This window comes from Halostagnicola sp. A-GB9-2 (assembly GCF_030068615.1).
GTDB lineage: Archaea > Halobacteriota > Halobacteria > Halobacteriales > Natrialbaceae > Halostagnicola.
In genome coordinates, this window is sequence record NZ_JASJOC010000005.1 from 78,021 (window position 1) to 96,367 (window position 18,347).

An 18,347-nucleotide genomic window follows, 5' to 3' on the forward strand; every position below is an offset into this window, starting at 1 on the left:
AGGACCGTTTCACACGACAGACTGAATCACCCGATCTGCGACTCGAGAAGACGTTCGAGCACCTTCGTCTGTGCAGTTGCGAGGTGTTCGGTTACCGTCGATCGCGAGATGTCGAGAGCGGATGCGACCTCGCTGGCGTTCGCACCTTTCGGGTAGTCGAAGTATCCCATCTCGAAAGCCGTCTCAAGCACGTCCCGTTGCCGGTCGGTGAGTTGCGCTCGATCGACGAGGACGGGATCGGCGGCGGATTCGTCACCGACCTGAACGAGCTCGTGGAGGCGAACGCCGTCGAACCGGTCGCGAAGTCGGTGGATAATTGCCGACATCGAATCGACGTCGATTGCTCGGATAGTGAGAAACAACGCTCCGTCCACCGCCCGAATCGAAGAGACGGGCGTTCCGTCTTCTTCGATCACTTCGCAGGGACACGGGTCGTCGAATCCGCGAGCAAATCGATACGTTTCCGTCCGTTCGGTCTCCGAAACCGTCGTCATCTCGAGGCTATTGTCCTCGGCATCAAATCCGGTCGACTCCTCGGCGTCGATCGTAAACTCCTCGACTGCGGACGTGTCGGGAGTTGGGTTCGACGAGCGGGCGACAGAGTCGACCGTCGTCTCGGCTTCGTCGGAGACTCGAGCGATCGGACACCTTGGAGCATCCTCGAGTACGATGGTCGCACTAAGGCCGGACATAGTATACCATCGTCTCGACGACTGGATAACAACTGCATAGAATTCCCATCCGGTGAACATTCGATCACCCGCTACGCCAGCCGCTCTCGGCCGTTCTCACCGGGTCTCGTCTACGTCTTCGTGGAGGAACTCCTTGGCGTCCTCGCCCGCGTAGGTCCCGACGACCTGTCCGTCGCCTTCGAGATAGTACTGGTAGGTGGTGATCCCCTCGAGGCCGACCGGTCCTCTGGCGTGGATCTTGCCCGTGCTGATGCCGACCTCGGCACCGAGCCCGAACCGGAACCCGTCGGCGAACCGGGTCGAGGCGTTGTGGAAGACGCTCGCCGAATCGAGGCTTCGCATGAACTCGCTTGCCCGATCCGTATCTTCGGTGATAATCGATTCCGTGTGTTTCGAGCCGTAGGTCGTGATGTGCCCGATGGCGTCATCGAGCGAGTCGACGAGTTTGATCGAGAGGATCAGGTCGCCGTACTCGGTCGCCCAGTCCTCGGCCGTCGCCGATTCCACGTCAATGATTTCCTGTGTCGCCTCGTCGCCGCGTAGTTCGACGCCCGCTTCGGCGTACTCCGCTGCGATCTCTGGAAGGAACGCTTCGGCGACGTCCTCGTGGACCAGCAGGGTTTCGACTGCGTTACAGACCGCAGGGTACTGTACCTTGGCGTCGTAGGCGACGTCGACCGCCATCGACCGATCAGCGTCGCGATCGACGTAGACGTGACAGATTCCCTCCGTGTGGCCGAGAACGGGAATGCTCGTGTTGTCCTGAATGTAGCTCACGAACTCCGAACTCCCCCGCGGCATGAGGAGGTCGATAGAGTCGTCCATCTCGAGAATCGCGTCGACGTCAGCCCGGGCTTCGATCTGCTGTGCCCAGCCGGTCGGCATCTCGGCCGTTGCGTCTCGAATAATGTCGAAGAGCACGCGATTCGACTCGCTGGCTTCGCTTCCGCCTTTCAGGATCACGGCGTTGCCGGATTTCATGCTGAGTGCGGCGATCTGGACGAGCGCGTCCGGTCGGGATTCGAAGATCGTCCCGATAACGCCGATCGGAACGGTCCGCTTGTACAACTCGAGATCCTCGTCGAGTTTCCGTGCCGTCTGGGTCTTGCCGAGCGGATCGTCCTGCTCGGCGACGCTTCGGACCATCTCCGTGATGCTCTCGAGTTTCGATGGCGAGAGTTTCAGTCGGTCGACGAGCGCCTGACTGTACTCCCCGTCCTCAAGGAGCTTCTCGCCCTCGCGAACGTCCACTTCGTTGGCCTCGAGGATTTCATCATGTCGCTCGTCGATCGCGTCGGCAATCGAACGAAGCGCCGCCGAGCGCTCGTCGTCCGACCGTTTTGCGAGTTCGAGGGCCGCCGTCTGTGCCTCTCCGACTTTGGTTTCGGCAGTTTTCTCAGTCATCGTTCACACCGTTTGTTGGGACGAATATGGTCCCTACCGGCTTGCCGGCATCGATTTTCTCGAGGATGTTTTCCTCCGTCGATTCGGCGATGATGGCGGGGACCCCGTGTTCGCTCACCGACCGGGCGCCGGACACCTTCGTCTGGATGCCGCCGAAGGTCGACGACGCGCTTTCGTCGATGAGTTGCTCCACTTCGTCGTAGTTTTCTCCGACCGCTTCGATCCGCTCTGCGTCCGGGTTTCGCTTCGGATTCTCGGCGTAAACGCCGCCGACGTCGGTCAGCGTGACCAAGAGGTCGACGTTGGTTCCGAGGGCGATCGACGAGGAGAGCATATCGTTGTCGCCGATCCGAATCTCCTCCGTCGTGACGGCGTCGTTCTCGTTGATTATCGGGACGATCCCCCACTCCAGCAACGTTTCGATCGTGTTCGTAAAGTTCGTGAACCGGTCCGGATTCTCGAGGTCGCTTTGCGTGATCAGAATCTGGGCGATCTTCCGGTCGTACCGTTCGAAGCTTTCGGTGTACCGACGCATGAGGTGTGACTGGCCGACCGTCGAGAGCGCCTGGGATTTCTCGACCGTCTCGCTCGAGAAATCGATGCGCCCCTTTCCGGCCCCGATCGCGCCCGAAGAAACCAGTAACACGTCCGTGTCGCTCTCGTGGAGGTCGTGGATGTCGTCGACGAGCTTGTCTAATTTCTCGTCGTCGAGTTTGGACTGGTCGTCCGTCAACGAGTTCGTTCCTGCCTTGACCACGACCCGGTCAGCGTCGGCGGCGAGCTTTCGGGCGGTTTCGACTTCGTTCAGTTCGACTGTATTATTCATTGGCAAATTCTTGTGCTAACTCCGCGGATCGGTCTTCGGCGGCGGTTACCGCGTCTTCGACCGTTTCTTCGACAGTACTGTCCCTGAGCACTTTCATGCCTTCGATCGTCGTTCCTTGCGGTGAGCAGACGGCGTCGATAAGTTCGTCGGTGCTTCGATCGGACCGAAGAACCGTCTCTGCGGCACCTTTGAACGTCTGTGCGGCCAGGGCTTCCGCGTCGGACGGCTCGAGCCCGCTCGAAACGCCGGCCTGTTTCATCGCGTTGAGCAAGTAAAACACGAACGCGGGTCCGCTGCCGTTGACCGCGGTCGCGATATCCATCTGCGCTTCCTCGACCTCGACGAACGTGCCGACGTCGTCGAGTACCGACTTGACGTCGTCGCTGATCTCCGAACCCGCAACGGCGGCCGCCATGTTGCCCGATTCAGCGGCGAGGTTCGGCATCAACCGAACGACGGCCGCGTCGGTTCGTTGCTCGAGAAAGTCGGTCGAGACGCCCGCTGCGATCGAGACGAGTGTCTGTTCGGAAGAGAGATCGAGGTCCTCGAGAACCGCTCCGACGATATCCGGTTTGACGACGACGAAAACCAGATCGGATTCGGTTGCCGTCTCGAGGTCGGTCGTGGTGTTCTCACAGTAGCGTTCGACCTGCTCGAGCACTTCCGGATCGACATCACACGCTGTCACAGTGTGGGTTCCGGTTCTCGCGAGCCCCTGTATCAGGGCGGATCCCATGTTCCCGCACCCGATGACGCTGGCATGTACCATTCTACCTCCATCTTCGTGGTGAGGGGACCATAGCCACTTTGATTTGGACTCGATCGAAGCCCGCCGATTCGAGTTCCGTGGTAGGCCAGTTTACGAACGATCAAGCACTATTCACTAACTAATCAGTTAATATGGTCAGAATAGTGCCACGAGCATCGTGAACGACCTCACGCTGACGGAAAAAGTCAGCCTCGTTCATGGGGAGATGGACACGGCGGGGACGGCGACAGAATTCGTCTCGGGCGTCGAACGCGTCGACGCGCTACCGGTTCGACTGACCGACGGTCCGCTCGGGGTCCCGGACGGACGAACCGGCGACGGGGTTTTTGGCACCGCTCGCGCTCGCCTCGACGTTCGACCCCGAACTTGCCAAGCGATTCGGACGGGCGCTCGATCGATAGCGAACCATCGCGATACGAACGCCGTCGGAGCGGCTCCGAACCCGAGCGACGCGGTTCGCGACCGCCAAAATCACTCGAGGCTTTATCGGCGCGCTCCGCGAGTCCCAGCCTACCGTGTCAGCGCTTCCACAGTGGATCGAAGACAGATTGGCTCGAGCGCCCGCCATCCATCCCTCCCAGCGTCGCCTGATCGAAGTGCTCATCGAAAGCGATCGGCCCGTTCTCTCGGTCGAACAGCTCCGAGAACGGACGGATCCCGATGCGACCGAGTCGGCGGTTCGAAACCGACTCGAGGATCTCGAGGAGCTCGGAGTTTTCGGAGCCGAGTCGTACGCCGATTCGGTTACAGTGTATTATATCGACGAGCCCGATTCGGGCTCGAGTGACCCGTCATCAGCGTGCTGTCCGTCGACGGCGGCTAATCCCCTCGACGGGCTCTCCGCGAGGGATTTCTTCGCGTTTCGAGAGCCCGATGCGATCCGCACGCTCGTTCTCGCCGGCTATCAGCTCAGTCTCGTGCTCTTGACGGCAGGTATCGTCCTGTCCGTACTCGGAGTCGACGGCGTCGTCGACACCGGGAACGACCTCGGGACCGCGGCGGTGTCTCTGTTCGCGCTGTGTCTCCTGATTCACGCCACCGAACGGATCGTTCGGCGACGGAGATCCGGTCGATAACCTTCGATACGGTGATCCGGTGATTCGCCCGTCTGTTCGCTTGCCGGCGTGGCTCGAGTTGGGACCGGCGGATATTGCTCGAGTCGAAACCGTTCACGACCGGTTTTTCGGGCACCTAACGGCGTTTGGCGACCGCAAAATCGACACGGGGGTTTACACTGTCACTGATCTAATCTCCTGTCACTGATACGATGAAGCGCCTCCCGCCGTGGATCGAGGATCGTCTCGAATCCAATCTCAACATGAAGCTCACACAGCGCCACGTCGTCGAGACGATGGTCGACGCGGAGCGGCCGTTCTTTTCGGCCGAGCAGATTCGCGCCCGCGTCCGTCCCGACGTGAGCAAAGAGACGGTCCGGAACCGGTTGAACGAACTCCGGGAAATCGACGTTATCGCCGCGGAAACGTATCCGGAGTCGATCACGCTCTATTACGTCAACCATCAAGAGTCGAACTGGCCACTCTCTCCGGAAGGGAAAGAAGCCCTCTCGTACGACTCGCCGCTCGAGACGCTCTCGTTCGGCGATTTCGTCCGCCTTCGGAACCCTGCCGGCATCAGAACGCTCGTGCTCGCGGGCTTTCAGTTGAGTCTCGTGTTGCTCGCTCTCGGCACGCTCACTGCAGCATTACCCTTCGAACCGATCGTCCAGGCCGACGAGGGGTATCTGTCCGCTGCCCTGAATTTGTTCGCCGTCTGTGTCGTGCTCCTGTTTGGAGAACGCCTCGTGCGCACGTTCCGGAACGACAACCCCGCGAACCGCGTGGCCACCGCAAGCGAGTACGTATCGAAGTAACTGATCCACCTACTATCACCAATGTCAAACGAAATGGAAACCGACGTGTCGACCGAACCGAATACCGAACCCGGGCCGGACCTGCTCACCGAGCGAACGCTCGGTGGAATCTTCGTCCATTTCATCGGTCTCGCGACGTGGTTCGTCGGAACGGGTGTCCTCTATCTCGTCTCCGAGCGTGAGTTTACGCGAACGAACGCCCGGAACGCGACGAATTGGCAACTTCTCTTCGTTACCGTCTTCTTCGGCAGTATCGCCTTCTGGGCCGTCCCGTTCGTCTACGACGCCGTCTTTCCGGACCCGCTCGTTTTCGACGCGTTGATTTTCGCGTCGATCGTCGCAATCATGATTACTTCGATCGTGACGTTCGTCATCTTCCTACTGAATATCATCTTTTCGCTGTTCGCAGTAGGGAAGGCGATCTTCGGCACCGCGTGGGAGTATCCGCTCGCGCCCGACGTCGTCGGCTGGGTTCGCTCGAGGCAATCTGGGTCGACGAACTGGTGGCGATTCGTCGCAGTGTATGCCTTGACAGTGCCGCTGGTGTTGGCGTACTTTGCCTGGCTGCTAACCAACGGCACTGAACCGACCCCAGTGTTTTTTGCCGGGTTCTTCTTGCTCGTCTTCGCGATGATCGCGTCGGCCTTCGGCTTGGCGGCGCTCTTTCGTGACGCCCGGGCGCTCGAGTCGGCGGACGCGACGTGGCAACCGAACTGGATTCCGTACGTCGTCGTCCCGATCGGGGCCAGTGCGGTGACGTATGTCCTCGCGAGAGTCGCCCTCCACTCGGAGAACCCCTCGGGGGACGCGATTTACGGGTTCATGTTCACGCTCTGGATCGCGGCCGTCGGCTACCTGTTCAAGCGGTACAGGCGTCTCGGTTCTCGAGAATTTAAATAGCGTTCGATCACGACATAACGTTCGAATCAATTACTCGCCTTTTCGACTCATCTCGAGGAAACTGATTGGTCGATCGAAGATTCGACCGCCGGTGAAAGCGCGTGAACCGTCTCGGGGTCAAGTGGTTCGAGGCGCAAAACGTCTCGTCATCGATCGAGACCTTCGGTCTCGCGGAGTCTGGCGGGACGAAGTTCGCTGACCTTTCGGGAGCGCAGCTCCCGCTTAGCTTCGCTCAGTCACGGTACTCAAAAAATTCCGTACAATCCCGCGGCGAACCCGGCCTGCTCCACCTGTAGAATTCGTGCTCGATTTCGTCGTCATCGTCCGTCCCTGAGCGGCCGGCGTCCGGGCGAACCGAGTCGGGCCGCTTGTCGTCCGGAGCCACTTCTCAGTACGGTGACGGCCTCGTGTCGCAAGGGACGTAGTCAGACTGACACCTCCCGTGGTAACTCAAATGGACGGGCTGGTCGACGACCGGAGCGGATTGAGGAGAGTTGTCCGAACACGTTGGGACGCTTCCATACAGCTGGACTGTAGGAAAAGGCGTTGGTGAATCGACAGACAGTGATAGGTTGGTTGGTTCTAGTAGGCTGTGACGGAGTCCAATGGCTCCGCAATCGTGGATTCGACTAGGATTGTGGGTAAATCGTCCCAGAGTAGCACCTCAAGTCACCCGATTTCCCAAAAAGTCGATGTCTTCTAGTGATTCACCAGAGCCGTTGATTTGGAACGGCGGATGGGGCCGCCGTCCCGTTTCCGGTACCGGAATCTCGAGTACACTCAGCGGAACTCCCCAAATACGTAATTCGCCAGCCTATGCTTTTCACCCGTTGAAACTGACTCTCTGGTTGATGACGCGTATCGCTCTCGTCGTACTCGACACGCTACGAAAAGATGCGTTCGATCAGCATTTTTCGTGGTTGCCCGGTCGGCGTTTCGAACAGGCGTGGTCGACCGCGAAGTGGACGATGCCCGCCCACGCCTCGCTGTTTACGGGAACGTACGCGAGCGAAGCGGGCGCAAACGCCAACTCGGAAGGGTTGGATCGACCCGAACCGGTACTCGCTGAACTCCTCTCCCGTGCTGAATACACGCCTCGGGCATTCAGCGCGAATCTCATGGTTTCGCCGGTTTTCGGGTTCGATCGCGGATTTGACTCGTTCGAGGGGACGTGGCGCGTTAATGTCAATAGCAAAGGTATAACGGGGTGGCGAGAACTCTTCCAGAACAGTCATTCCGGTGCAAAGAAGTACGCGACGATAGCAAAAGGGATGACGGCCGGCTGGTATCGAATCCTCCCTTCGATCAAAACCGGACTCGCACAGCGCTTGACTGACCGGTACGTGAGAACTCTCTTTGAACAGCCTCACCGAGATGACGGAGCGGCGCCACTGCTAAGATCCCTCCAACAGAACCGATACGCCGACGCGGATTTTCTTTTCGTGAATTTGATGGAGGCGCACGCACCGTACGATCCCCCGGAATCGTATCGAACGACCGAAGACGCATCGTATGACGAGGTTGCCGCGACGCTGACCGACGACGAGCCGGACGGGCGATTGGTTCGCGGTGCGTACAACGATTCGGTCCGGTATCTCGCCGATCAGTACGAACGAATTTTCGCGGAACTACAGCGGCGTTTCGATTACGTCATCACGCTCAGTGACCACGGTGAACTCTTCGGCGAGCACGGGAGCTGGCGTCACTTACACGGTGTGTACCCGGAGTTGACCCGGATCCCGATCGTGATCTCTGGTGAGGGATTATCCGGGGCATGCTCGAAGACGGTAAGTCTCCTCGATGTCCATCGGACGATCCTCGACCTGCTCAATGTCGAGGCTGTCTCCCGTGGACAAAATCTGCTCGGCACGATCGACGATCGATTTTATCTCGTCGAGTACGAAGGGCTCCGAGCCGCTCGCCTCGAGAAGATGCGCGATCGGTACCCCGACGAGTTGGTCAGGTCGTACGACCGACCACTGAACGGTCTCGCGGGACCAAACGAGTATTACGGCTATCAAACGCTCGAGGGGTGGGAAGAGCGGGGATCTTCGACTGCGGAAAATCCACCGCTCCTTCTGCGGGAACTGGCCGCTTCGATCACACGCAGGGACGAAGACCGGCAGTCCAGCGTACCCGTCTCGGAGGACGTACGAGCGAGATTAGAGGATCTCGGCTACGCGTGATCGGCAGATGTATCAAACAGTTAATATGCTCGACGGATCCACTCCGCCGAAACCCTCGAGTGTCGGACTCGTCGAGGGGCCGGAAACAGGTGCGGACGTCGGATCGTTCGTACTCTCGTTGCGATCACGTCCACGGAATCGATGAGATTTCGAGATGCGGCAGTGGATCCCGACGCTCGAACGACGACTCACCGGGTTTCTCGAGCAGAAATGGTGAGCGAGAATTTTGCTTTAACCGCCCTATTGGTGGCCTTAAATGCCAAAATCCACTCCAAATCTCTTGGAATTGGCTTCATCGGTGTCGTTGCAATCTGGTTGCTCGAGTTCGAGCCGATACTATTTGATATACCGTTATAACATTTATACATGGTGGGTCCCCCGTGTTGGAGGCCTGAAACGCACAATATCCAATGATTCGGCGTCCAGCACATCTACTGTACTAAAGAACACTTTAGTGCAGTAGATTTAGGTGGGTCGATACTGTACCCGACACACGAATGTCGCCATCAGCTGAGAACGACGCTCCCGCGGGAAAAACGAGGGTTGAGGACGCCCTCGAGCGCTATCTGACCAGCCTCTCTGCGGGCGGATCGCGAAACACCCTCGAGTGGGTGCTCCAACGCGGCGAGGAGTCCTTTCGATCGTATCTCGAGGAAAACGGCATCGAACACGTCGACGAAATCGATACCGCGTGCTGTCGCGACTGGGGGATGGAACTTCGCACCCGGACCGCTCAGGACGAAATTGCCGCCTCGACCGCCCATAACTACTACATGTACACGCGCGCGTTCCTCTCGTTTTGCGTTCGGGATCAGCTTCTCGAGACGAATCCCGCCGCGACCGACGCCGCTCGAGAATTTTTACCGGAGGATACGGGAAAGCGCGATCGCCAGTTCTGGGATGAAGACACTCGAGAGGCGCTTCTGTCGTTCGTTCACGCCAGAGTAGACCGCGCGTACGACGACGATAAGATCGATCTCGAGCGCGCCTACCGGGACCGCGCGTTCGTCATCTTGCTCGCACTCGCCGGCCTCCGAGGTGCGGAGGCGTTTGCCGACCCCCACGACGACCAACGGAACGGACTCACATGGGAGGACGTCGAACTGGACGACGAGCGCGGACGTGTGACCGTACTCGGGAAATCCCGCCAGTACGAACGGGTTGGTCTACCAGCGCGCGCGAAAGATGCACTCGAACGGCACCGGGCCATCCTCGAGCCGCCATCGGACGAGTGGCCCGTGTTTCCAACGGGTCATTACCCCTCGAAACGACGGGCCCTCGAGGCCGAGTATTCTTCGGATCGAGTGGAGACGATGCTCGAGGACCGCTCGACCGACGAGGCGCTCCGAGAGTTCGAGGTTCCGCCGCCGTCTCTCTCGAAAAACGGAGCTCGGAGCGTGATGAAGCGCCTTTGTGCGGAAGCAAATCTCGAGATCGACGGCGAGTACCTAAAGCCCCACGGCGGACGGCGCGGCCTCGGTCACGAACTGTACGCGAGCGGCAACTCGGAACTCGCACAGTCAGCACTGCGACACAAATCAATCGAGACGACCCACGAAGCTTACAGTGATATTCAGCCCGAAGACGTTGCAGAGCAGATCGACGACGTGATGGACTAGCGCTCGAGGGCTCTCGATCGGTAACCGAACTCTGGATTACGATCGACGCTATTTACCCTGCTAAGTCTGACTGAATGGGATGGGTTTACATAATTTCAATACAAAGTGAACCCATGGTGCTCGAAATCGACCTCGAAGACGCTGCACAGAAACAGGACGATCTCCCGGCGGCCGACGACGTCTACGATACGGACGACGAGATTCCGCTCGCTGAGATCTTCGACGACGCGTTCGTTCAGGCGCGATCCGAGTTCGACTCGTTCGACGAACTGGTCGCGGCTAGCCCGAGTGACGCCGAAACTGGTGACGAACTCGAGGCGGTGGGTCACGGCGAGTGGGACGAGTTCGTCGCGGAGACGACCGATTTCGAGGATGGTGAAGAACTCGTGATGGAAGCTCGAGATCACTGGGTCGCCAAACGACTCGATCTCGCCTAACTCAGGTTTATTTTCGCACGGTTCGATTTTTCTGCCGATAGCTGTCGAGACGAAGAAACGATTGTGAGTTAGTAGTTGCCGGTCGAGACAATCGGCGGCGATCCGTGCGGTCCGTACGGGGCGTCGTCGAGCCACTCGCCCGCCTCTTCGAAGGTATCCGCGAGTGAGGCGGCCGCCTCCTTTCGCAGGATTGTCGCCGGATTCTCTCCCTGCAGATACTCGAGAGCCTGTCCCGCGGCCTCGAGATTGTACTCCGCTGCTTTCTCGCGGCGCGCCGCGTACAATTCGATTTCGTCGCGGGCGACCGCGTCCGTCCGTGCGCCCAGAGCGACTGCAATTGCCGATGCCGCTTCGTCGGCGTCGGCAACTCCGGAGTTCATCCCCCGTGCGCCGAAGGGAGCCAGCAGGTGGGCGGCTTCGCCGGCTAGCAACACGCGTCGATGCTCGTCGACGAAGGTGTCCGCCATTACCTGGAGGAAGTAATACGTCGAGACCCACTTGAGGTTGTCCACGTACTCCTCGCCCATGACGTCGCGGATGAACTCCTGCATTCGCTCGTCGCTTTTGAGTTCCTCGGGGTCGTCGTCGCCGAGACACTGAATGTCGAGACGCCAGCCGCCGGTGAACGGAACGAGCAACACGTTCCGTCCGTCGGTTTCCGGCGCATCGTAGTGGAACATCCGCTCGAGTTCTTCCCCGTGTCCGCCTTCTTCTTCGATGTCGGCGATGAGGAACGCGTTCTCGGATTGATCGCCTTCGAAGTTCGCGCCGATCTCGTTGCGAACTTCCGATCCACCGCCGTCGGCACCGATGAGATACTCGGCCTCCCACTCGGCACCGTCGCCCGTTTCGACGTGAACACCGTCGGGCGAGGTGTCGACGGTGACAACTTCCGAATCCCAGTGGATTTCGATGCCGATGTCCTCGAGGGCGTCGTGCATGTACGCTTCGGTGACGACCTGTGGGACACTGGTAAAGTGCGGGATGTCTCCGCTTCCGCCCGGCGAGTCGTAGGTTCGGTTGAACACTTCTTTGCCGCGATACAGCGTGCGTCGGGTCGGCCAGACCAGACCCTCGTCGACCAGATCGGTTCCGAGACCCGGGTGGATGCGCTCGAGCGTGCGAAGGGTCGAACCGTGAACGTAGATCGCGCGACTCCCGTCTCTGTCCCGGTCTTCCGATTCTGCCTCGAGGATAGCGGTGTCGATTCCGCGGGCGTGTAGCGCCAGCGCTGCGGTCATCCCGACCGGACCAGCCCCGGCAATCAGCACCGGATTAGTGTTCTCGTTGGTACTCATAGTTGTATTACTATGTAATCTAAATTCCTCCATAATGTTTACGGTAGCCGATTCTATTGCTACGCTTTGTTTTTCTAAACGATATCAGAAAGAAATGAAATTGTTGGATGGGGTTAAAAAGGGTGTCGGATGAGTTACTAGTGAGCTCGTTTCCGAACCGGATCACATGCGCCCGGCTCTCATCGACCAGTTTGCCGGGGCTAGTTCACGCACGCTGGTATATCTATCGACACCGCCATGTCCGCTGTTACTGACTGATGCGAAGGGGAGAACGAGCATCCGACCACCGGAAGAGGATCTCTTTTATAGACATGTTAAGTCCCGTTTTCGGGCGTCCACAGCCTTTTCTTTGACATGTTTCTCACCGGCTCGCCGATCTCGAGGCAGCCGATCGACGGAGTGCTCGTCGACTGTTATAGTAGTGATAATAAATGGGTTAGCAAAATTGCATTATTCTGTGATGCGATTAGCATGTACACGACGATTGCAGACTATCAGTCTGGTTCGTTCGACCGGCTGGAGTGGGGGTGGGGATAAATGAGTCACACTCACGGGGTGATCCGTGCAGACGGTTCGTTGACGGTCTCGACGCTCGAGGAGTGGGTTGAGTCCGATGACGGGGTCCAGTATACGACCGACAACGTGGCCATTGAGTCGGATCCACACAACTGCCAGTTCGCGAGTCGGCCTGCTAGGGGGAAAACCAATGCGGTTCGGTGCTGGGTGATCGGCGACGTATACGGGTACGATACGACTTCGGACGATCGCTCCGGCGAGTACCAACCACGTCCTCCTGATACCAACGCGGCGCAGTTTTGCGTTTCATTATACGAACGGTACGGATTGGACTTCGTCAGCCGTCTCAACGGCAATTTCACGCTTCTGGTTTACGACCGGCAAAGTCAGGAGATCTCGATGTGTACCGATCGGTTCGGAACGGTCCCGATCTACCGAACCGAGACGGATGATGGCGCGATCGTGTTCGCGACGAACATCCAGCTTCTGCCGTCTCACCCGGCGGTTGAGACCTCCTTCCATACCGGGTACCTGCACGAATATCTCGCCTTTCGACGAACGTTTGGCGTCAAAACGCCGCTTGAAGGTATCGAGAAGCTCGAGCCGGGGTCGATTACGACGATTTCGCTGGTCGATGGGAGCCGGACGGCCGAACAGTACTGGCGTCCGCGGTACCAGCCGCGAGATGAGCCCTTCGAGTGGTTCGTCGAAGAGTTCACGGACCGATTCCAGACGATTGTAGACGAGTGGACGCGTGACGGCCACGAGTACGGCGTGTTGCTTTCGGGCGGGAGCGATTCTCGCCTCGTTCTGTCCACTCTCGAGGATGCGACAGCCTTTCACATGAACGATTGGAAGAATCGTGAAGCTCGTATCGCTGAGCGAGTCGCCACGGAGGCAGATGCGGACTTCGAACTTCTCGAGCGGGGGCCACAATACCGGATTGGTGCGCTCGAACGCAACCGGTGGGCGAGTTCGTTCAACGGGTGGTTTACGCAGCCGTATACCGGCGGGTTCGAAGATCAGATTACGAATCGGGTCGACGGCCTTTTATCGGGACTGTACGGTGATTCGCTTTTCGGGGGATACAGTATTCCGTCTCCGTCGGTTTCACTCGGCCCGCTCGGGTCGATGACGATCCCGTTCGAGCGATCTATTCAAACCGTTGATGAGTATGTCGACCTCCTGGTTGAGGACGCCCACGACGGCTTCGATATGCAGACGGACCTCCGTACGGTGCTTAACGCAAACATCTCCCGAGAGGGAGACCGGATCGTCCATCACGGCGTCACCTACGAGTCGCTCGACGAACTCGTCTACTACGGCGACTGCTACCCGTTATCGAACGACGACGACATGCGCTTTCGAACGGCACTTCGTCAACTGTTGCCCTACCGGTCGCCGTTTCTCGACAATCGGTTGCTCGAGCTTTCCCTGTCGATGCCGATCCGGTACCGCCTTCGGCGGAATCTGGTCGGCCAGGCAGTCGATCGACTCGCGCCCGATCTGGCGTTGATTCCACACGCGAGTACCGGTGTTGGACTTGCGAGGCCGTTCACGCTCGAATACGTGAGTAGCCATCTACACGAATTTTGGGACAAACACGTACGGACCCAGAAGCCACCAGAACCGTACCTGACCGATGGGCCCTGGTTGGATGATGCTGAACTGCTTCGGTCGTTCGGGTTTGCAAACGACGTCCTCGACGAACAGGAACCCCTCGCCGATGCACTGCCAGGTCCCGACGTGGATTCGATCCGCGAGGTCTATCGAGATCACCACCACGGTTCGAACAACGTGGTCGAATTATACACGCTATTGACGGTTCTAACGATGCCAGTAACAGAACACGTACTCAGTACCGAGGCGAACACAGCACTGACCGAGACGAGCACGGAACAGATCGTGACGAACGCAGAGCAGAGCGAGACGACCGCAACACCGACTCTGGCTCTCGAAAACGAGGTGATCGACGTTGTCTGACGTCCGTGATTCGGTCGTCATTACCGCTTCGAGGTATCCCCACGGCTACGCGTCGGTCCGTTCGCTCGCCGATCGGGACGTTCGGACGATAGTCGCAGTTGACAATCCCGGCCTTAGCGTCACCACCTCTCGCTTTTGCGACGAGTCGGTGCTTATTCCGCCGCCGAGCAATCTCCCGGCGTACAAGGACGCGTTGTTGGGTCTCGCCGCCCGGCAGGACGTTCGAACGATCGTTCCACACCGGCCCCACGATACGTACCTGCTCTCGAAGTACGCCGCAGAGTTCGAGCGACACATCGACGTCGTCGTTCCCCAACTCGAGACGCTGAAATCCGTCCACGATCGCAAGCGCCTCGCGGACGCCGCAGAACGCGCAGACGTGGCAATTCCGGAGACGAAACTGCTCGGCGACGTCGAGGACTGGAGTGGCGAACAGATCGTCAAGTCCCGGTACAACGTCCTCACCGACGAGTATCTCGAGGACTTCAAACTCGAGGATTCGAAAATCGCCAAATCCGTCGAACACGTTTCGGCCGGCGAAACGCCGGATACGGCCGCACTCACCGATGACATGTCCCACGAACCAATCGTTCAGGAGTACATCGAGGGGAGCGACGAGTACGTCTTCGGCGCACTCTACGATCATGGGGAGGCCCTCGGAACTTTCCAGCACCGCCAGATCCGCGGCGATTCCTACACCGGTAGCGGCGGCGTTTACCGCGAGTCGGTCGACATTCAGGCGCTCGAGGAGGCCGGTCGAGCGATCCTCGACGAACTCGAGTGGCACGGCCTCGCCTGCATCGAGTACATCGAAGACGCCGAGACGGGGGAGTTCAGTATCGTCGAGATCAACCCTCGAATGTGGCAATCGCTCGCGTGTGCGACGCGAGCGGGCGCCGACTTCCCCTATTGGTACGTGCTTCAGGTTGGAAATCGTCAGGACCTGATCGATCCTGACTACGAAACCGGCGTCGGAACGCATTATCTGTTCGGAGAACTGGAGCACCTCGTGAGCGTCGTCCGGGAGGACTCGCCGTTCGTCGAGCGACCGTCCTTGCCTAGGCGGACGGCTGAAATCTCGCGTTCGTGTCTCGCAACTTCGAACTTCGACTATCTCCATCTGGACGATCCGCGACCGATCGTTCGGCAGATACAAACTGAACTCGAAGGGGCGGTAAGAAAGCGGCTTAGCTGAGAGCGGTTAATTCGGATCGGTTATCCGGTGGTTGTTACCGTTCGGCTGGCACGGCTTCGGACGGGGAATCGTCGTCACTCTCGTCGTATTCGACGATGGTATCGCCGTCGATGAACTTTTTCGTCCGTTCCTTTTCGGGGTTCTGGAAGAACGTTTGAACGTCGTTTTCCTCGATTACTTCGCCGAGGTAGAGGAACACGACGTCGTCAGCGATGCGTTGTGCTTGTTCCATGCTGTGTGTGACCATGATAATCGTGTACTCCTCCTTGAGGTCGACGAGCGTCTCCTCGACGGATTCGGCCGAAATCGGATCCAGCGCAGACGTGACCTCGTCACACAGGAGAACGTCGGGTTCGACGGCCAACGAACGGGCGAGACAGAGCCGTTGTATCTGGCCGGTAGATAGTTCTGCACCGGGTGTTTCGAGTCGATCCTCGACTTCGTCCCAGAGGTTTACCTTTTGCAGGTAGGACTCGACGAGGGCGTCGAGCTCGTTCTTCGAATCGTACTCGCCGTGGAGTTTCACCCCGTAGGCGACGTTTTCGTAGATCGATAGCGGCAACGCCGTCGGCGTCTGCGGGACGTAACCGATCCGTTTTCGAAGCTTTGGAACTGGTTCATCGGTGTTGTAGACCGATTGATCCCCCAGATGGACGTCACCGGAGATTTCGACGTTGGGTTGTATCTCGTGGAGTCGGTTCAGCGACTTTAGCAACGTCGATTTCCCGCAGCCGGAGGGGCCGATTATGGCCGACAGCTGATTTGCGGAAAAATCGATACTGACGCCTTTCAGCGCCTCTACTTCGCGGTCTCCGACGTACGTTACGGAGAGATCTTTCGTGGTGAGTGCAGTGTTCGTTGTCATGAGTGACGACCTCCTGGTGCGTACCGGGCGTATCGCCCGGCCAGTAGTTTCGAGACGAGTATCAGCCCCAGTACGGCGATGATCAGGATGAACGATGCCGCGTAGGCGTGAGAACGGACCTCGGCGTTGAACGACATCGCCTGATCGAAGATGAGTACGGGGAGCGTCGTCGCCCCGTCGAAGGGACCCGCCGGCATATTGGTACTTCGGCCGGCGGTGAAAAGGACCGTGGCGGCGTCGCCGATTCCGCGGGCAAAGCCCATGACGATCCCGGCGATGACTCCCGGAAGCGCCGCACGTGCGGTCATCAGGGCAGTCTCGAACCGTGTCGCCCCGAGTCCGTACGTGGCTTCCTTTACGGAGTCCGGTGCGGATCGCAACGCTTCGTCCGTGTAGCGGGTCATAATCGGGTACTGGAAGATCGCGATTGCGACGATTCCGAAGAACATCGACGTCCGGGCACCGATCGCGATGATCACTGTCAGGACGAAGACACCGTAGACGATCGGCGGCGTCCCCCAGAGTACGTTCAGGAACATGTTTACGGTGTCCGAAAACCGCTCACTCGAGTAATCGCTCTGGAGATAGATCGCCGTCGAAACGGCGAGCACTGCCGAGATGATCGTCGCGGGTCCGACGATGAAGATACTCCCGAGAACAGCGTGGAGGAATCCGCCGTCGCCCTCGAGCATGTATCGGGAACCCGGCGGCGTGATGACGATTGTCGGATCCATGAGGAAAACGCGTCCCCCTCTGTAGATCGTCACGCTGATCACGAGCACCATCACGGCGACGACGAGGGCGGCCGCACCGCGTGCGAGCAAGCCAAAGAGTCGTTGTTCGGTGTATCGATCCATTAGAACTGCCACCTCTGTTGAAGTCGCTGCCGGAGAATCATTGCGCTGAAGTTAAACAGCCACACGACGACGATGAGCATCAGTCCGACGAAGATTAGCGCGGATTGGGTGAGCGGCAGCGACATTAGCTCGCCGAAATCGTTGACGATCAGCGTCGGGAGCGTTTGTCCCGTCGCAAACGGTGAGCTCGGTAAGTGGGTCTGGCCGCCGATGAGCATCGCCGGGACGATAGTCGCGCCGAAAACGCGACCGAATCCCAGCAGTACGGCCGAAAAGATGCCGGGACCTGCGGCTCGTAACAGGACGATTCTGATCGTCTCCCACTTCGTCGCACCGACGCCGAGGGACGACTCGCGGAGTTCGTCCGGAAGCGCCTCGAGGGATTCGACGGACAACGAGATCATAAACGGCGTGACGACGATCGCCATCACGAGACTGACGGTGAAGATACCGAGCCCGGTCGCGCTCGAGCCGACCGCCGGCGCGAGATAGTCTCCGACGAACGGGACGACGACGATCAGTGCGACCAGACCGAAGATGACACTCGGGATCGCGGCGAGGACGTCGATGAACGACGAAACGAGCGTCTTCGTTCTCCCCTCCGCGTATTCGGCGATGTAGATCGCTGCGAGAATCGCGATCGGCGTTCCCATAATCATCGTGAGCGCGGTCACGTATACTGTGCCTACGATGGCCGGTAAGAAGCCGAACTGGTTCTGTGCGGGATCCCAATTCGAGGACGTGAGCATCTGTACCAGCGAGTACTCCGAAAGTAACGGGAGCGACTGGTAGAGCAACGCCAGAACGATCAGGGCAAACAGTACGATAGCGAAGTAGCCAGCCCCCTGAAGCCAGTACCCACTCACTCGTTCTGTGAGTAGGCGCCGACCGAGACGGTTTTGACTTCCTGAGTCCGTCGAACCCCCCATC

The 18,347-nt window shown here is 58.9% G+C and carries 16 protein-coding genes; 8 read left to right on the forward strand and 8 right to left on the reverse strand.

What is annotated here, in order from left to right; translation table 11 throughout:
* Nucleotides 1–26: 26 nt before the first annotated feature.
* The 4 genes from QNM96_RS13810 to proC all read right to left on the reverse strand — a co-directional run bounded on the left by QNM96_RS13810 (nucleotide 27) and on the right by proC (nucleotide 3,691).
* Complete coding sequence (locus tag QNM96_RS13810) at nucleotides 27–692, reverse strand: helix-turn-helix domain-containing protein (protein ID WP_283837044.1); 666 nt, start codon at nucleotides 690–692, stop codon at nucleotides 27–29.
* Between the two features lie 96 nt (nucleotides 693–788).
* Nucleotides 789–2,096, reverse strand: coding sequence for a glutamate-5-semialdehyde dehydrogenase (locus QNM96_RS13815; protein ID WP_283837045.1), 1,308 nt, complete (start codon nucleotides 2,094–2,096; stop codon nucleotides 789–791).
* Nucleotides 2,089–2,922 carry a glutamate 5-kinase gene (gene proB, locus QNM96_RS13820; RefSeq protein WP_283837046.1) on the reverse strand — a complete coding sequence of 278 codons (834 nt, stop codon included), beginning with the start codon at nucleotides 2,920–2,922 and terminating at the stop codon, nucleotides 2,089–2,091. The genes QNM96_RS13815 and proB overlap by 8 nt, the downstream gene beginning before the upstream one ends.
* The gene (gene proC / locus QNM96_RS13825; protein WP_283837047.1) at nucleotides 2,915–3,691 is read right to left on the reverse strand and encodes a pyrroline-5-carboxylate reductase; all 777 of its coding nucleotides are present in this window, start codon (nucleotides 3,689–3,691) and stop codon (nucleotides 2,915–2,917) included. Before proC ends, proB begins: the two co-directional genes overlap by 8 nt.
* Nucleotides 3,692–4,206: 515 nt before the next feature.
* On the opposite strand from proC, the gene QNM96_RS13830 reads away from it, so the two are divergent.
* From QNM96_RS13830 to QNM96_RS13855, 6 genes are all read left to right on the forward strand, one after another.
* Complete coding sequence (locus QNM96_RS13830; RefSeq protein ID WP_283837048.1) at nucleotides 4,207–4,767, forward strand: hypothetical protein; 561 nt, start codon at nucleotides 4,207–4,209, stop codon at nucleotides 4,765–4,767.
* 191 nt (nucleotides 4,768–4,958) lie between these two features.
* Nucleotides 4,959–5,561, forward strand: coding sequence for a hypothetical protein (locus QNM96_RS13835; protein WP_283837049.1), 603 nt, complete (start codon nucleotides 4,959–4,961; stop codon nucleotides 5,559–5,561).
* A gap of 21 nt (nucleotides 5,562–5,582) precedes the next feature.
* Nucleotides 5,583–6,461: a DUF4870 domain-containing protein gene (locus QNM96_RS13840; protein WP_283837051.1), complete on the forward strand. Its 879-nt coding sequence runs from the start codon at nucleotides 5,583–5,585 to the stop codon at nucleotides 6,459–6,461.
* Between the two features lie 851 nt (nucleotides 6,462–7,312).
* The gene (locus QNM96_RS13845) at nucleotides 7,313–8,647 is read left to right on the forward strand and encodes a sulfatase-like hydrolase/transferase (protein WP_283837053.1); all 1,335 of its coding nucleotides are present in this window, start codon (nucleotides 7,313–7,315) and stop codon (nucleotides 8,645–8,647) included.
* Nucleotides 8,648–9,144: 497 nt separating this feature from the next.
* Nucleotides 9,145–10,266, forward strand: coding sequence for a site-specific integrase (locus QNM96_RS13850; RefSeq protein ID WP_283837055.1), 1,122 nt, complete (start codon nucleotides 9,145–9,147; stop codon nucleotides 10,264–10,266).
* Between the two features lie 113 nt (nucleotides 10,267–10,379).
* Entirely contained in the window at nucleotides 10,380–10,703 is a 324-nt protein-coding gene (locus tag QNM96_RS13855; RefSeq protein ID WP_283837057.1) for a hypothetical protein, read from the forward strand.
* A 68-nt stretch (nucleotides 10,704–10,771) separates the two neighbouring features.
* Here the strand turns inward: QNM96_RS13855 and QNM96_RS13860 are convergent, their stop codons facing one another.
* Nucleotides 10,772–12,001: an FAD-dependent monooxygenase gene (locus QNM96_RS13860; RefSeq protein ID WP_283837058.1), complete on the reverse strand. Its 1,230-nt coding sequence runs from the start codon at nucleotides 11,999–12,001 to the stop codon at nucleotides 10,772–10,774.
* Nucleotides 12,002–12,538: 537 nt separating this feature from the next.
* Between QNM96_RS13860 and QNM96_RS13865 the strand changes: the two genes are divergently transcribed.
* Together QNM96_RS13865 and QNM96_RS13870 are read left to right on the forward strand one after the other, a co-directional pair.
* Entirely contained in the window at nucleotides 12,539–14,500 is a 1,962-nt protein-coding gene (locus QNM96_RS13865; RefSeq protein ID WP_283837059.1) for an asparagine synthase-related protein, read from the forward strand.
* Nucleotides 14,493–15,695, forward strand: a complete 1,203-nt coding sequence (locus QNM96_RS13870) for a carboxylate--amine ligase (RefSeq protein ID WP_283837060.1) — start codon at nucleotides 14,493–14,495, stop codon at nucleotides 15,693–15,695. The genes QNM96_RS13865 and QNM96_RS13870 overlap by 8 nt, the downstream gene beginning before the upstream one ends.
* A gap of 34 nt (nucleotides 15,696–15,729) precedes the next feature.
* Here QNM96_RS13870 and QNM96_RS13875 read toward each other — a convergent pair whose 3' ends face one another.
* The 3 genes from QNM96_RS13875 to pstC are packed head-to-tail and all read right to left on the reverse strand — an operon-like array spanning nucleotide 15,730 to nucleotide 18,346.
* On the reverse strand, nucleotides 15,730–16,560 hold the full coding sequence (locus QNM96_RS13875) for a phosphate ABC transporter ATP-binding protein (RefSeq protein WP_283837061.1): 831 nt from the start codon (nucleotides 16,558–16,560) through the stop codon (nucleotides 15,730–15,732).
* On the reverse strand, nucleotides 16,557–17,417 hold the full coding sequence (locus tag QNM96_RS13880) for an ABC transporter permease subunit (protein WP_283837062.1): 861 nt from the start codon (nucleotides 17,415–17,417) through the stop codon (nucleotides 16,557–16,559). Before QNM96_RS13880 ends, QNM96_RS13875 begins: the two co-directional genes overlap by 4 nt.
* Nucleotides 17,417–18,346 (reverse strand): phosphate ABC transporter permease subunit PstC, encoded by a 930-nt coding sequence (gene pstC, locus QNM96_RS13885; RefSeq protein WP_283837063.1) that lies wholly within the window; start codon nucleotides 18,344–18,346, stop codon nucleotides 17,417–17,419. The genes QNM96_RS13880 and pstC overlap by 1 nt, the downstream gene beginning before the upstream one ends.
* Nucleotide 18,347 lies beyond the last annotated feature (1 nt).